Annotated in this window: 10 protein-coding genes; 8 read left to right on the top strand and 2 right to left on the bottom strand. The window is 68.5% G+C overall.

The features are described 5' to 3' along the window. Nucleotides 1-789, top strand: a 789-nt coding sequence (locus DPV74_RS31700; protein ID WP_162923190.1) for an IclR family transcriptional regulator, incomplete at its 5' end; no start/stop codon positions are given. An 834-nt stretch (nucleotides 790-1,623) separates the two neighbouring features. On the opposite strand, the gene DPV74_RS31695 is transcribed toward DPV74_RS31700, so the two are convergent. Then, a complete protein-coding gene (locus tag DPV74_RS31695; RefSeq protein ID WP_021159229.1) occupies nucleotides 1,624-2,106 on the bottom strand; it encodes an Lrp/AsnC family transcriptional regulator in 483 nt (160 codons plus the stop codon). 284 nt (nucleotides 2,107-2,390) lie between these two features. Between DPV74_RS31695 and DPV74_RS31690 the strand changes: the two genes are divergently transcribed. The 4 genes from DPV74_RS31690 (at nucleotide 2,391) to DPV74_RS31675 (ending at nucleotide 6,981) form a co-directional block, all read left to right on the top strand. Then, nucleotides 2,391-3,038 carry a LysE family translocator gene (locus DPV74_RS31690; RefSeq protein WP_119338615.1) on the top strand — a complete coding sequence of 216 codons (648 nt, stop codon included), beginning with the start codon at nucleotides 2,391-2,393 and terminating at the stop codon, nucleotides 3,036-3,038. Nucleotides 3,039-3,159: 121 nt separating this feature from the next. Next, complete coding sequence (kch, locus tag DPV74_RS31685; RefSeq protein WP_119338614.1) at nucleotides 3,160-4,335, top strand: voltage-gated potassium channel protein; 1,176 nt, start codon at nucleotides 3,160-3,162, stop codon at nucleotides 4,333-4,335. An 85-nt stretch (nucleotides 4,336-4,420) separates the two neighbouring features. After that, entirely contained in the window at nucleotides 4,421-4,852 is a 432-nt protein-coding gene (locus DPV74_RS31680; RefSeq protein WP_027791496.1) for a YqaA family protein, read from the top strand. 137 nt (nucleotides 4,853-4,989) lie between these two features. Next, entirely contained in the window at nucleotides 4,990-6,981 is a 1,992-nt protein-coding gene (locus DPV74_RS31675) for a methyl-accepting chemotaxis protein (RefSeq protein ID WP_119338613.1), read from the top strand. Nucleotides 6,982-7,018: 37 nt separating this feature from the next. On the opposite strand, the gene DPV74_RS31670 is transcribed toward DPV74_RS31675, so the two are convergent. Further along, nucleotides 7,019-8,671 carry an acyl-CoA synthetase gene (locus tag DPV74_RS31670; protein WP_059694975.1) on the bottom strand — a complete coding sequence of 551 codons (1,653 nt, stop codon included), beginning with the start codon at nucleotides 8,669-8,671 and terminating at the stop codon, nucleotides 7,019-7,021. Nucleotides 8,672-8,839: 168 nt separating this feature from the next. On the opposite strand from DPV74_RS31670, the gene DPV74_RS31665 reads away from it, so the two are divergent. The 3 genes from DPV74_RS31665 to DPV74_RS31655 all read left to right on the top strand — a co-directional run bounded on the left by DPV74_RS31665 (nucleotide 8,840) and on the right by DPV74_RS31655 (nucleotide 14,267). Further along, nucleotides 8,840-9,595 (top strand): Crp/Fnr family transcriptional regulator, encoded by a 756-nt coding sequence (locus tag DPV74_RS31665; protein WP_162923189.1) that lies wholly within the window; start codon nucleotides 8,840-8,842, stop codon nucleotides 9,593-9,595. Between the two features lie 228 nt (nucleotides 9,596-9,823). Then, nucleotides 9,824-12,991, top strand: coding sequence for an efflux RND transporter permease subunit (locus DPV74_RS31660; RefSeq protein ID WP_119338612.1), 3,168 nt, complete (start codon nucleotides 9,824-9,826; stop codon nucleotides 12,989-12,991). 46 nt (nucleotides 12,992-13,037) lie between these two features. After that, on the top strand, nucleotides 13,038-14,267 hold the full coding sequence (locus tag DPV74_RS31655) for an efflux RND transporter periplasmic adaptor subunit (RefSeq protein WP_059694979.1): 1,230 nt from the start codon (nucleotides 13,038-13,040) through the stop codon (nucleotides 14,265-14,267). The last annotated feature ends 110 nt before the right edge of the window (nucleotides 14,268-14,377 follow it).

The raw sequence follows: 14,377 nt of genomic DNA, 5'->3' as shown, positions 1-14,377 counted from the left end.
CCGCCCGCGCTGGCCGACGATGCGAAGGCGCAGCGCGGGATCAACGCGCTCGACAGCACCGGCAAGCTGCTGCTCGCGCTGGTGTCGGCGGGCCGCGCGCTGCCGCTGCGCGATCTCGCGGCGGCGGCCGGCATGCCGGCCGCGAAGGCTTTTCCGCATCTCGTCAGCCTGCAGAAGATCGGCCTGCTGAGCCGCGACGACACCGGCTGCTTCGGCGGCGGCCCGCTCGGGCAGGCGCTCGGCCTGATCGCGATGCAGCGCGTGTCGCCGACGCGCGACGCGGAAGCCGAGATCGTCGCGCTGGCCGGCGCGACCGACATGAGCGTGGCGGCCGCGACGCTCGGGCCGCTCGGCCCGACGGTGATCCGCCTCGAGGAATCGGCGCGGCCGCAGCACGTGAGCCTTCAGGTCGGCACCGTGATGTCGCTCGTCAATACGGCGATCGGCCGGATTTTCGCGGCCGGCATGTCCGACGACGTGCTGGCCGACCTGCTCGCCGACGAGCCCGTGCGCCTCGCGGGCCGCATCGCCCCGCCGACCGACGACGCTTTCCGGGCGCGGCTCGCGACGATCCGCGCGGACGCGCTCGATTTCGCGTTCGACGCGCCGGTGCCGGGCATCGGGACGGTCGCCGCGCCCGTGTTCGATCACACCGGCAGCATCCGGCTCGTGATCGCGATCATCGGTTCGTCGCGCGGCTTCCCGCGCGGGCCGGACAGCGATCTCGCGCAGGCGTTGCTCGCCGCGACGCGGCGGCTGTCGTGGCGGTTCGGGTGGATCGGCCCGTAAGCCGACGCCCGCTTCCGCCATCCTCCGCAGCGCCCGAATCCCCCTCTTTTGTTCGATGCGAGGCCGTGCCGGCACGGCCTCGTCGCGCCAGCACGGCCGCGCCAAGGCACCCGATATTCATGTTGCGAAGCAGCAACACAAATTGTCAGTAATTCTCATATAACGAAATCGCATTTCACAAGGCGGAGGCGTTTCGCTATGATTAGGGTTATCCCTAACTCGCCACCTATATGGGGCTTCGTCATGCAAACGTCTAATGTCTCCGACCGTTCCACCGAATCCGCTGGCTGGCTCGCACGTGTGGGCGAGCTGATTGCAGAAGCTTGGGCACTCCACCTCGAGACCTGCGAAGTCATCGCTGAAGCACACGCACGCCTGCCGCGCTGAGCGGTACGACCGGCCAACAGCCGGCCGCACGATGCCGTCCTGATCCGCTTGCCCGGATGCGCGCCACAAGGCCGCGGCACCCGGCAACGCCTGGCGCGGCAAACAACGTGGAAACCGGCAAGAGTTGCCCCGGTTGAATGCGCTCCCGGTGTCGGGAGCGTGTCGAGGTCGCTTTGAAGCCGATGCCGGCGGCAATCCGCGTCGACGCGGTATCGAATCGGCTTCGGCGCGGTTCTGTCTGACGGTTGCCCGGGCGGGCAGCCGTTATCCAGCCAGCACGTGGGTAGTCCGGACCATCGCGGACGGAAGATTCATCCGCGTTGCCGGCCGCGGTACCGAACCGCGCCGCGCGGCTTATCCCCCGCGCGATTGCCGGCTTTCTGCGCGCATACGCGCAGCCACAAGCGCCGTCGTTTCAACGACGGCCGCATCTCACCCCTGCCTTCCTCACACCTGAATCGACGGCACGTCCTTCATGCAGCGCAGTGCAAACATCGAGCGGCTGTGACGGATGCTCGAAATCTTGTACAGCTTTTCGCGCAGGAAGCGCTCGTAGCCGGCCGTGCCGTCCACCGCGACCTTGATCCAGTAGTCGTACTCGCCCGACACCAGATACGCCTCGAGCACTTCGGGCAGCGCGGCGAGTTCCTCGCCGAAGCGGGCGAGCGCGTCGTCCTCGTGGCGATCGAGCGTGACTTCGAGGATCACGATGTCCGCATAGCCCAGCTTCCGCTGGTTGACGAGCGCGACATAACCGTCGATGTAGCCGTCCACCTCGAGTTGCCGTGTGCGGTTCCAGCACGCGGTGGTCGACATGCCGATCTGTTCGGCCAGTTCGGCGTTCGACAGGCGCGCATTTTTCTGCAGTGCACCCAGGATCTTGCGGTCCTGGCTGTCGAGCGTTTTCGGCGAGCGTTCACGTGTGGCCATGGCAGGAAGAATCTTCTACTGAAAAGCGCGATTCTATCTGAACGACATTCCGGATTTGTGTCGGTTTGTGTGGAAATGCGGAAGCCTTTTAATCCGGCCCCTTGATATATTTTCCCCATGCCTGTTGTCCGGCACGCTCCCCGCGACAACCCCTTCGCAGCGGGACGCACGGCCGCAATCACGAGTTGCGGTGCCGGCCAGCAGGCATGCGATTCCCCGCCGCCCGCGCGCCTATCCGGCCGCGCGGCTTCGGCGCCCGTGTTCCTGTTCCTGCCCTACCCGTCATGTCGTTCAGGCTTTACCTCTCGTTTCTCGCTGCTTCCGCCGTTCTCGTCTACGCTCCCGGCCCCGTCAACCTCCTCACCATGAACCACGCGCTGCGCGCCGGATGGCGCCGCGCGCTGCCGTGCGTCTGGGGCGGCACGCTCGCCGTGCTGATGCAACTCGCGCTGACCGCGCTGTGCCTGAATTCGCTCGTGCATCTCGACGAGCGCGCGCTGACCGTGCTGCGCTGGGCCGGCGCAGCCTACCTCGTCTGGCTCGGCTGCAAGCAATGGCTCAGCCGCGCGCCGGCCGGCGCGCCCGCCACCGCGGCCGGCCCCGCCGGAGCGGCAACGCCGGAGACCGACTCGCACCGCGCGCTGTTCTGGCGCGGCCTGGCGACCTCGGGGCTGAATCCGAAAACGCTGCTGTTCTTCCCGTCGTTCTTCCCGCAGTTCATCGTCCCGGACGCCGACTGGAGCCTGAACCAGCAGTTCCTGCTGCTCTCGGCGACCTTCGCGGTGCTGTTCGCGGGCGGCGTCGCGTCGATGGCGCTGTTCTCGCACCGGCTGAGCCGCGCACTGCAGCGGCCCGCGCGGATGCGCGCGATGAACCGCGTCACGGGCGGGCTGCTCGTCGGGATGGGCGCGATCATGGCCGGCTGGAACTGAACGGCCGCCGCTGCGCGCGTTGTCGCCACCGCCGCCGGGCCCCGCGAAAAAGCAGCCGATCGCGGAATGCTTTAGGGTAGCGCCTGGTTCGTTGGACATGCCCGGCCTGCCGGGCGACTGAATGAAGCACGTCACTACCCGCCTGCGGCGCCTGTTCGCGCCGATCGGCCTGCATTGGTATCTCGCCCTTCTCCTCGCGCTCGATGCACTGATGGTGCTGCGCCCGGTCGTCGACAACGCGAAGCTCGGCCGCCACGGTGCGTGGCTTGCCGATGCGCTGAACCTCGTCGACAACGCGGGGCTCGTCGTGCTGCCGCAGGTCGTGATCGCGGCCGGCCTCGCGACCATGGCCATCGGCATCTTGCTGCGTGCGCGCGTCGCGTGGGTGCTGTCGATCCTGCTGCTGGTCGCGGCCGCCGCGCTCAGCGCGCTCGGCGGCTATCCGAGCCACGGCGTGTTCGCCTACACGGCCGTGCTGGTCGTCGCGCTGCTTTATTACTGGCGGCATTTCGACCGCGCGAGCATCGCCGCGAGCAGCCTGTTCGCGTTGCTGAGCATCGTGTCGCTGCTGATCTACGCCACCTTCGGCGTGCTGTATCTCGGCGACGAATTCACGCCGCCCGTCCACGACCTCGCCACCGCCGTCTATTTCTCGATCGTGTCGATGTCGACGGTCGGCTACGGCGACATCGTTCCGCACGCGCCGACCGCGCGCCTGTTCACCGCCTCGGTGATCGTGCTCGGCATCACGGTGTTCGCGACGTCGATCAGCGCCGTCGTCGGCCCCGTGATCGGCGGCAATCTGAAACGGATCGTCAAGGGAGGCATTTCGAACGTGATCCGCAAGCATCATTTCCTGATCGTCGGCGCGACGCCCGTCGCGCATGCGGTACACGACGGGCTGCGCAAGCGCGGTTACGCGGTGACCGTCGTCGTGCCGGCCGGCGTCGAGCACAACTACGCGGCGGCGACCGACCTGATCGTCGGCGACGCGACCGACCATGCGGTGCTGGAAAGCGCCGGCGCGGCGACCGCGCGCGCGGTGCTCGCGCTGCGCTCCGACGACGCCGAGAACGCGTTCATCATCCTCGCGATCCGCGAGATCGCGCCGTCGGTCCGCACGGTCGCGCTCGTGAACCAGCAGCGCAACCTCGAACGGCTGCGCCTGTTGAAGCCCGACATGGTGTTTTCGCCGCAGCAGCTCGCGGGCGAACTGCTCGCGAGCACGCTCAACGACGAACCGGTCGACAAATCGATGATCTCGCACCTGCTGTTCGGCACGGCCGATACCGCATGACCTGTCGGGCCCGTGACCGCATGGCCTCGTGACCGCGTGACCGCATGACCCGCGGCGGCCGGCATGCGCCCGGTACAATCGCGCGATGTCCGAATTGCTCACTTACGGCGGCCTGTTCGCCGTGTCGATGGTCGCCGCGACCCTGTTCCCGCTCCAGTCCGAAGCCGTGCTCGCCGGCCTGCTGCTCGCCGGGCGCGAACCCGTATGGGCGCTGGTGCTCGTCGCGAGCGTCGGCAACGTCGCCGGCTCCGCGATCAACTGGGCGCTCGGGCGCGGCATCGAGCACTTCCGCGCGCGCCGCTGGTTTCCCGTCAAGCCCGCCGCGCTCGCACGCGCCGAGCGCTGGTATGCGCGCTACGGCCGCTGGTCGCTGCTGCTCAGCTGGGCGCCCGTGATCGGCGATCCGCTGACGATGATCGCCGGCGTGCTGCGCGAGCCGCTGCCGAGCTTTCTCGCGATCGTGACGATCGCGAAGGTCGGCCGTTACCTGGCCGTCGCGTGGCTCGTCACGCACTGACACCCGCGTTCCCGCCGCACCTGCCGGCGTCGCCATCGACGACGCGCCGCTAAAGAATTCGCCGCTGCTGCCGTATTAAGGTCGATCAGCGGTGACGCGTGCGTTCCGCCCCTCTCCCTCCCCACTCAGGAAGTTTCATGAGATTGACCCAATTGGGCCGGGTGAGCGTCGGCGCGCGTCTTGCCGCGCTGGCGTGCGCGCTCGTCGCCCTGCTGTTTACCGTGTTCGCATGGACGCTCGCCCATTTCGCCGGCCGGCAACTCGCCGAAGAGGCGCACCTGCGGATCGCCGACAACGAGCAGTCGATCCGCGCGATGGTCGACCTGTTCGACAAGGCGCTGACCGCCGAAGCCGATCGCTCGATGTCGCTGTTCGCGAGCTTCCTGCCGGCCGAGTTCTCGATCGACCCGGCGCGCACCGTCGACATCGGCGGCGTCGCCGCGCCGACGCTCCTCGCGGGCGGCCAGCCGCTCGACCTCGACTATTCGATTCCCGACCAGTTCCTGAAGAAAAGCGGCGCGATCGCGACGATCTTCGCGCGCGACGGCGACGATTTCGTGCGCATCACGACATCGCTGAAGAAGCAGGACGGCGCGCGCGCCGTCGGCACGAAGCTCGACCGTGCGGGCCCCGCGTACGCCCCGCTCGTCGCCGGACGCGTGTACACGGGCCTCGCGAAGCTGTTCGGGCGGCCGTACATCACGCAATACAAGCCGGTGACCGATGCGACCGGCCGCGTGATCGGCGCGCTGTTCGTCGGCCTCGACATCAGCGCCGAACTCAAGCTCGTCGAGGACGGCATCCGCTCGCTGAAGATCGGCAGCAACGGCTATTACTTCGTGCTCGACGCATCGCAGGGCCCGTCGCGCGGCACCTTCGTCGTGCATCCCGATGCGGCCGGCGCGCCTGCCGACGACACGCGCGCGCCGTACGCGCAGATGCTCGCGGCCGGCGCGGGACAGCTCGCATACACGTCGACCGATCCGGCCGCGCACGACAGCGGGCCCACCGCGAAATTCGTGTCGTTCACGACGATTCCGCAGTGGCAGTGGCTCGTCGGCGGCATCGCGCTCGACGACGAACTGCTCGCCGGCATGCGCGCCACCCGCAACCGCTTCCTGATGATCGGCGCGTTGCTCGTCGCGGCGTTCGCGACGCTGTTCGTCATCGTGGTCCGCCGTGTCGTGAGCCGGCCGCTCGATGCGGCGGCACGCGCCTCCGAGCGTTATGCGGCGGGCGATCTCAGCGTGCGCATCCGCGATGACGCAGCCATGCGCGGCCACGCGAGCCACGCCGGCAATGACGAGATCGGCCGGCTCGTACAGGCCGTCGACGGGATCGGCGACGGCCTCGCCCGGATCGTCGAGCAGGTGCGCAACAGCTCGGCCGACATCGCACGCGGCACGGTCGACATCGCGGCCGGCAGCGGCGACATGGCCGCGCGGATCGCGACGCAGGCGAGCAGCGTCGAACAGACCGCGGCCAGCATGGAACAGATCACCGCCGCCGTGCAGCAGAGCGCCGAGCACGCGGCGCAGGCCAACGCGCTGGTCGCCCACGCGTCGGCCGCCGCGACGAACGGCGACGCCGCGGTGCAGCGCGTGGTCGCGACGATGGACGACATCGGCCGCGCAACACGCCGGATCGCCGAGATCACGGGCACGATCGAGGGCATCGCGTTCCAGACCAACATCCTGGCGCTGAACGCGGCCGTCGAGGCCGCGCGCGCGGGCGAACACGGCAAGGGCTTCGCGGTGGTCGCGGCCGAGGTGCGCACGCTCGCGCAGCGCAGCGCGGCTGCCGTGAAGGAGATCGACGCGCTGAGCGCCGAATCGTCGACGACCGTCGAACAGGGTTACCGGATCGCGGACGCCGCGCGCGGCACGATGCGCGACATCGTCGCGCGCGTCGACCAGGTCAGCACGCTGATCGGCGAGATCAGCGCCGCGTCGCGCGAACAATCGACCGGCATCGAACAGGTGAACCTGGCCGTCACGCAGATCGGCGACGCGACGCAGCGGAATGCCTCGCTGATCTCGGACGCCGAACGCGCGGCCGTCGCGCTGCGCGACCAGGCCGCGCAGCTGGCCGATGCGGTCAGCGTGTTCCGCCTCGAGCGGAACGCATGACCGCAGACGGACGATCGGCCAGGGCCGGGCGGCTCGCCTACTTCTTGTCGCCCGCCAGGTCGATCGCCTTGTCCGAGCCGACCGCGTTGCGCAGCTGGAATTTCTGGATCTTGCCGGTCGACGTCTTCGGCAGCTCGCCGAACCGCACGACCTTCGGCACCTTGAAGCCCGCGAGCAACTGCCGGCAATGCGCGACGATCTCCGCTTCGGTCGCGCTCGCGCCTTCGCGCAGCTCGACGAACGCGCACGGCACCTCGCCCCATTTCGGGTCGGGCATCGCGACGACGGCGGCGACCGCCACGGCCGGATGCCGGTACAGCGCATCCTCGACCTCGATGCTCGAGATGTTCTCGCCGCCCGAGATGATGATGTCCTTCTTGCGATCCTTGATCCGGATATAGCCGTCCGGCGTCAGCACCGCGAGATCGCCGGTATGGAACCAGCCGCCGTGGAACGCGTCGTCGGTCGCCTTCGGGTTCTTCAGGTAGCCCTTCATGCAGATGTTGCCGCGGAACATGATCTCGCCGAGCGTCTCGCCGTCGGCCGGCACCGGCGCCATCGTGTCGGGATCGAGCACCGTCGCGCCCGCTTCCAGGTGGTAGCGCACGCCCTGGCGCGCATTGAGCCGCGCACGCTCCTCATCGGGCAGTTCCTCCCAATGCGCCTGCTTCGCGCACACGGTCGCCGGGCCGTAGACCTCGGTCAGCCCGTACACGTGCAGCAGGTCGAAGCCGATCTCCTTCATCTTCGCGATCACGGCCGGCGCGGGCGCCGCGCCCGCCACCATCGCGTGCACCGTGTGGTCGATGCCGGCGCGGAATTCGGCCGGCGCGTTCGCGATCGCGCTCTGCACGATCGGCGCGCCGCAGTAGTGCGTGATGCGTTCGCGGCGAATCAGGTCGAACACCGTCTTCGCGTCGAACTTGCGCAGGCAGACGTTCACGCCCGCGCGCGCCGCGACGGCCCACGGGAAGCACCAGCCGTTGCAGTGGAACATCGGCAGCGTCCACAGGTAGACGGCATGCTTCGGCATGTCCCATTCGAGGATGTTGCTGATCGCCGCGAGATACGCGCCGCGATGGTGGTAGACGACGCCCTTCGGATCGCCGGTCGTACCGGACGTGTAGTTCAGCGCGATCGCGTCCCATTCGTCGGCGGGCGGAGTCCACGCGTAGTCGGCGTCGCCGCTTGCCACGAGCGCCTCGTAGTCGGTCGCGCCCGCGAAGCGCGCAGGGTCCGCCGGCATCGCATCGGCCACGCTGACGATCTTCAGGCCCGGCACCTCGAGCGCCGCGCGATGCGCGAATTCCGCATACTCGGTGTCGACGATCAGCACCTTCGCCTCGCCGTGGCGCAGCATGAACAGCACCGACGACACGTCGAGCCGCGTGTTGATCGTGTTCAGCACAGCGCCGGCCATCGGCACGCCGAAGTGCGCCTCGACCATCGCCGGGATGTTCGGCAGCATCGCCGCGACCGTGTCGCCGCGGCCGACGCCGAGCCGCGCGAGCGCGCTCGCCAGCTGCTTCGCGCGCGTGTAGGTCTCGCCCCAGGTGCGCCGCACGTCGCCGTGCACGATCGCAAGGCGCTCGCCGTAGACTTCGGCCGTCCTGACCAGGAAGTCGATCGGGGTGAGCGGCACGTAATTGGCGTCGCGGCGGCCGAGTCCGGCCTCGAACATCTGCGTCATGATCCTGTCTCCCGTGTTCTGTCGACCGGGGCGCTTCCACCCCGGATCGTTTTGATGTGGTTCAATTGCCGACAGCCTAACGGGCGCTATTGTGAGCCGTCTGTCATCGAAACGACAGAGTGCCTTTCCCGCGCTGCGCGTTATCCCTATCCTCGCAAACCCGCACCCATGCACGACCCTCTCGCCGCCCCGCCCGACGCGCCTGCCCACCCGGCCGACGCCCTTTCCGCACCGGGTCCGCTGCCGGCGCTGTCCACGCTGTTCGGCCAGTGCGCGTGGTTCCGCACGCTCGCGCCCGAACACCGGGCGCTCGTGCTCGCGCAATCGCGCGTCGAGCAGTGCGAGGCCGGCGACGTGATCGCCCATCGGCTCGCGCCGTCCGAATACTGGATCGGCGTGCATCGCGGGCTGCTGAAGCTCGCGATCTTCAACGCGTCGGGGCGCGGCTGCACGTTCTCCGGCGTGCCGTCGGGCGGCTGGTTCGGCGAAGGCAGCGTGATCAAGCGCGAGCTGCGCAAGTACGAGGTCGTCGCGATCCAGCGCTCGACCGTGCTGTTCGTGCCGGTCGACACGTTCCACGCGCTGCTCGACACGAGCCTGCCGTTCACGCGCTTCGTGATTCATCAGTTGAACAACCGGATGGGCGAATTCATCGCGTCGATCCAGAACAGCCGGCTGCTGGACGTCGACGCACGCGTCGCGCAGTCGCTCGCGCAGCTGTTCAATCCCGACCTGTACCCGGACACCGGCCCGTCGCTGTCGATCTCGCAGGAGGAACTGGGGATGCTCGTCGGCGTGTCGCGGCAGCGGATCAACCAGGCGCTGCAGCAGCTCGAGAAACTCGGCGTGCTGCGGCTCGCGTACAACCAGATCGACGTCGTCGACCTCGGTGCGCTCGCGCGTGTCGGGATGGAGCAGATCTGAGCGCGGGCCCATGAGCGGAACCGCCGCAGGCGCAGCCGACCCGTCCGGTATCGCGACCGTTTTGTGGCCGGCGCGCCGCGCGGCGTTTCCTCTGCCGAATCGGCGCCGGGCCGCCCCGCCGCAACCTGACAATTCCGCCAGTTTCGCGACAGTAACCCGTTCCACGCCGACGCCTATCATGCGGGTTCCCTTCACCGACGCCTGATCACCGCCTGTCCCGCTGCCTCTATGTGGATCGTCAATCTTGCGCTCAGGCGCCCCTACACGTTCATCGTCATGGCCATCATGATCGTGCTGGCCACCCCGCTTGCGCTGATGCGCACGCCGGTCGACGTGCTGCCCGCGATCAACATCCCCGTGATCAGCGTCATCTGGAATTACAGCGGCTTCTCCGCGACGGAGATGACGAACCGCATCACGTCCGTGCATGAACGGATCCTGACGACGACCGTCAACAACATCCAGCACGTCGAATCGACGTCGCTGCCCGGCATCGCGGTCGTGAAGGTGTTCCTGCAGCCGGGCGCGAACGTGCAGACGGCGATCGCGCAGACGGTCTCGTCCGCGCAGGCGATCGTGCGGCAGATGCCGCAGGGCGCGACGCCGCCGCTCGTGATCACCTATTCGGCCTCGAGCATCCCGGTGATCCAGCTCGGGCTGTCGAGCAAGACGCTCAGCGAACAGTCGCTCGCCGACATCGCGCTCAACTTCCTGCGCCCGCAGCTGATCACGGTGCCGGGCGTGCAGATCCCGTTCCCGTACGGCGGCCGCACGCGCGTGGTCGCGATCGACCTCGATCCGCAGGCGCTGCTCGCGAAGGGGCTCACGCCCGCCGACATCGTCAACGCGGTCAACGCTCAGAACCTCGTGCTGCCGACCGGCACCGCGAAGATGGGCCAGACCGAATACCGGATCGACACCAACGCGTCGGCCGATACGGTCGCCGACATCAACAACCTGCCGGTCCAGACCGTCAACGGCGCGACGACCTATCTGCGCGAGGTCGCATCGGTACGCGACGGCTTCGCGCCACAGACCAACGTCGTGCGCCAGAACGGCCAGCGCGGCGTGCTCATCTCGATCCTGAAAAGCGGCGACGCGTCGACGCTCAAGGTCGTGTCGGACCTGAAGGCGCTGCTGCCGAAGGTGATCCCGACACTGCCCGAAGGGCTCACGATCACGCCGCTGTTCGACCAGTCGGTGTTCGTCGACGCGGCCGTCCAGGGCGTGATCCACGAAGCGCTGATCGCCGCCGTGCTGACCGCGATGATGATCCTGCTGTTCCTCGGCAACTGGCGCAGCACGCTGATCATCGCGATCTCGATTCCGCTGTCGATCTTCACGTCGCTGATCGCGCTGTCCGCGCTCGGCGAGACCATCAACATCATGACGCTCGGCGGGCTCGCGCTCGCGGTCGGGATCCTGGTCGACGATGCGACGGTGACGATCGAGAACATCGAGCGGCACCTGCACCTCGGCACGAACCTGCATGACGCGATCCTCGAAGGCGCCGGCGAGATCGCGGTGCCCGCGTTCGTGTCGACGCTGTGCATCTGCATCGTGTTCGTGCCGATGTTCTTCCTCACGGGCGTCGCGCGTTTCCTGTTCGTGCCGCTCGCGGAAGCCGTCGTGTTCGCGATGCTCGCGTCGTACGTGCTGTCGCGCACGCTGGTGCCGACGCTCGCGATGCTGCTGTTCCGCCCGCAGCAGGCGAGCGCCGGCCCGGATCGTTCGACGTCGCGCTTCGCACGCATCCATCACGCGTTCAACGAAGCGTTCGAGCGGCTGCGCGCGTGGTACATCGTGCTGCTCAGCATCCTGCTGGTACGCCGCCGCTTCTACGCGACGTGCTTCCTCGGCTTCTGCGTGCTGTCGACCGGCCTCGTGTTCGTGCTCGGCCGCGACTTCTTCCCGAACGCCGATTCGGGCAACATCCGCCTGCACATGCGCGCGCCGACCGGTTACCGGATCGAGGAAACCGCGCGCCTCGCCGACCAGGTCGAGCGCGTGATCCGCGAAACCGTGCCGCCCGACGAGCTCGGCGCGATCGTCGACAACCTCGGCCTGCCGGTGAGCGGCATCAACCTGTCGTACAGCAACGCCGGCACGATCGGCACGCTCGACGGCGAGCTGCTGATCGCGCTGAAGCCCGGCCACCGCGCGACCCAGCACTACGTGCAGGCACTGCGCACGGTGCTGCCCGAGCGCTTCCCGGGCGTCGAGTTCTTCTTCCAGCCGTCGGACATCATCACGCAGATCCTCAACTTCGGCCAACCGGCCGCGATCGACCTGCAGGTGCTCGGCAACGATCTCGCGAGTAACATGACTATCGCGAGCAGCCTGATGAAAAAGTTCAGGCAAATCCCCGGCGCCGTCGACGTGCACGTGCTGCAACGCAACGACGAGCCGACCCTGCTGGCCGACATGGACCGTACGCGCATGCAGCAGCTCAATCTCTCCGCGCAGAACGTGGCGCAGAACATGCTGATCTCCCTGTCCGGCAGCTCGCAGACGACGCCGTCGTTCTGGATCAACCCGCGCACCGGCGTCCAGTACCCGCTGCAGATCCAGACGCCGCAATACAACATCTCGTCGGTCGACGACCTGCTCGGCACGCCGATCTCGGCGAGCGGCCGCACCGGCATGCCGCTGCAACTGCTCGGCAACCTCGTGCAGGTGCGCAGCACCGCGAACCCGGCCGTGATCACGCACTACAACATCCGCCCGGCGATCGACGTGTACGTAAGCGTCGAGGGCCGCGACCTCGGCGCGGTCGCGGGCGAGATCGACCGCATCGTGTCGGACGCGCGCGCGACGCTGCCGCGCGGCACCGAGCTGACGATGCGCGGCCAGATCGAGACGATGCGCACGTCGTACCTCGGCCTCGGCGCGGGCGTCGCGATGGCGATCGTGCTCGTCTACCTGCTGATCGTCGTCAATTTCCAGTCGTGGCTCGACCCGCTGATCATCATCAGCGCGATGCCGGCCGCGCTCGCCGGCATCGTGTGGATGCTGTTCATCACCGGCACGCACCTGAGCGTGCCCGCGCTGACGGGCGCGATCATGACGGTGGGCGTCGCGACCGCGAACAGCATCCTGGTCGTGTCGTTCGCGCGCCAGCGTCTCGAAGCGGGCGCGCCGCCGCTCACGGCCGCGCTGGAGGCCGGCGCGACACGGATCCGGCCGGTGCTGATGACGGCGCTCGCGATGATCATCGGGATGGTGCCGATGGCGCTCGGTCTCGGCGAAGGCGCCGAGCAGAACGCGCCGCTGGGCCGCGCGGTGATCGGCGGGCTGCTGTTCGCGACCGTTTCGACGCTGCTGTTCGTGCCGCTCGTGTTCGGCGGCGTGCATGCGCGGCTGGCCCGCCGGCGCGCGCGCCAGGCCGGACACTGACTTTCGTCCCCTTTCGTCCCACTACCCGGTTGAATTGGTTGAATTCATGGAAGAGAAACATCACAGCGCCGTCGGCATCCAGGTGGACGAACACGGCATGCACCTGCCGACACGCACGTCGGTGTCGCGACGCGGACGCATCGTCCTGATCGTGATCGGCGTGCTGCTGGCCGCCGGCGCCGCGCGCACGATCGTCGTCAACGTGCTGAACCGCAACCGGCTCGACACGGTCGCCGAGCAGAACACGCGCCAGTACGTGACCATCGCGCATCCGGTCGATGCGGCCACCGGCGGCAAGCTGTCGCTGCCCGGCACGCTGCGCGGCTTCGTCGAGGCGCCGATCTATGCACGCGCGAGCGGCTACGTGCTGCGCTGGCAGGCCGACATCGGCGCGCACGTGAAGCAGGGCCAGGTGCTCGCCGAACTCGACACGCCCGAGCTGAACCAGGAACTCGCGCAGGCCACCGCGCAGCGCCAGCAAGCGCAAGCCGCGCTCGCGCTCGCGAAGACGTCGTTCGACCGCGCGCAGCAGTTGCGCCAGCGCGATGCCGTCTCGCAGCAGGAACTCGACGACCGGCAAGGCGCGTTCAACCAGGGCACCGCGAACCTCGCCGCGGCCGACGCGAACATGCGCCGCCTCACCGAGCTGAAAGGCTTCCAGCGGATCGTCGCGCCGATCGACGGGATCGTCACGCAGCGCAACGTCGACGTCGGCGATCTCGTCAGCTCCGGCAATGCGGGCCGTTCGCTGTTCACGGTCGTGCAGGCCGACCGGCTGCGCCTCTACGTGCAGGTGCCGCAGGCGTACGCGCAGCAGGTGAAGGTCGGCCAGCACGTGAGCGTCGCACAGGCCGAGCTGCCGGGCCGGACGTTCGACGGGACGATCACGCGCACGTCCGAGGCGATCGACGTCGCGACGCGCTCGCTGCAGATCGAGATCACGCTGCCGAACCCGGACGGGCGGCTGCTGCCCGGGGCCTACGTGCAGGCCACGTTGCCGATGACGCCGGTCGGCCGCCTGCAGGTGCCGGCCAATACGCTGCTGTTCCGCGCCGAAGGCCCGACGGTCGCGACGGTCGATGCGAACGGCCAGGTGCGCCTGAAACAGGTGACGGTCGTGCGCACGATCGGGCAGACGCTCGAAGTCGACGGCCCGCTCACGCCGAACGACCGTCTCGTCACGAACCCGAGCGACGCGCTCGCCAACGGCGATCAGGTGATCGTCTCGGCGCCGGCCGCGAAGCCGGCATCGAGCGCCGCGGAGGCGAAGTCGTGATCGCGATGCGCATCCGCCGGCGGCCCGCCGCCGTCTCCGCCACCGCCGTTGCGCTCGCCGCCGCCCTCGCCGGCTGCACGGTCGGCCCCGACTACCAGCGGCCCGACGTC

This window comes from Burkholderia sp. HAN2018 (assembly GCF_024704855.1).
In the GTDB taxonomy this organism is placed as follows: Bacteria; Pseudomonadota; Gammaproteobacteria; order Burkholderiales; family Burkholderiaceae; genus Burkholderia; species Burkholderia cepacia.
The sequence above is the reverse complement of the archived record's forward strand: the minus strand, read 5'-3'. Positions and strand labels throughout refer to the sequence as shown.

What these genes read in the sequence shown, in the direction of transcription:
- DPV74_RS31690 (WP_119338615.1), top strand. Translation starts at nt 2,391, where the DNA reads ATGTCGTTCAGGCTTTACCTCTCGTTTCTCGCTGCTTCCGCCGTTCTC.
- kch (WP_119338614.1), top strand. Translation starts at nt 3,160, where the DNA reads ATGAAGCACGTCACTACCCGCCTGCGGCGCCTGTTCGCGCCGATCGGC.
- DPV74_RS31695 (WP_021159229.1), bottom strand. Translation starts at nt 2,106, where the DNA reads ATGGCCACACGTGAACGCTCGCCGAAAACGCTCGACAGCCAGGACCGC.
- DPV74_RS31670 (WP_059694975.1), bottom strand. Translation starts at nt 8,671, where the DNA reads ATGACGCAGATGTTCGAGGCCGGACTCGGCCGCCGCGACGCCAATTAC.
- DPV74_RS31655 (WP_059694979.1), top strand. Translation starts at nt 13,038, where the DNA reads ATGGAAGAGAAACATCACAGCGCCGTCGGCATCCAGGTGGACGAACAC.
- DPV74_RS31665 (WP_162923189.1), top strand. Translation starts at nt 8,840, where the DNA reads ATGCACGACCCTCTCGCCGCCCCGCCCGACGCGCCTGCCCACCCGGCC.
- DPV74_RS31680 (WP_027791496.1), top strand. Translation starts at nt 4,421, where the DNA reads ATGTCCGAATTGCTCACTTACGGCGGCCTGTTCGCCGTGTCGATGGTC.
- DPV74_RS31675 (WP_119338613.1), top strand. Translation starts at nt 4,990, where the DNA reads ATGAGATTGACCCAATTGGGCCGGGTGAGCGTCGGCGCGCGTCTTGCC.
- DPV74_RS31660 (WP_119338612.1), top strand. Translation starts at nt 9,824, where the DNA reads ATGTGGATCGTCAATCTTGCGCTCAGGCGCCCCTACACGTTCATCGTC.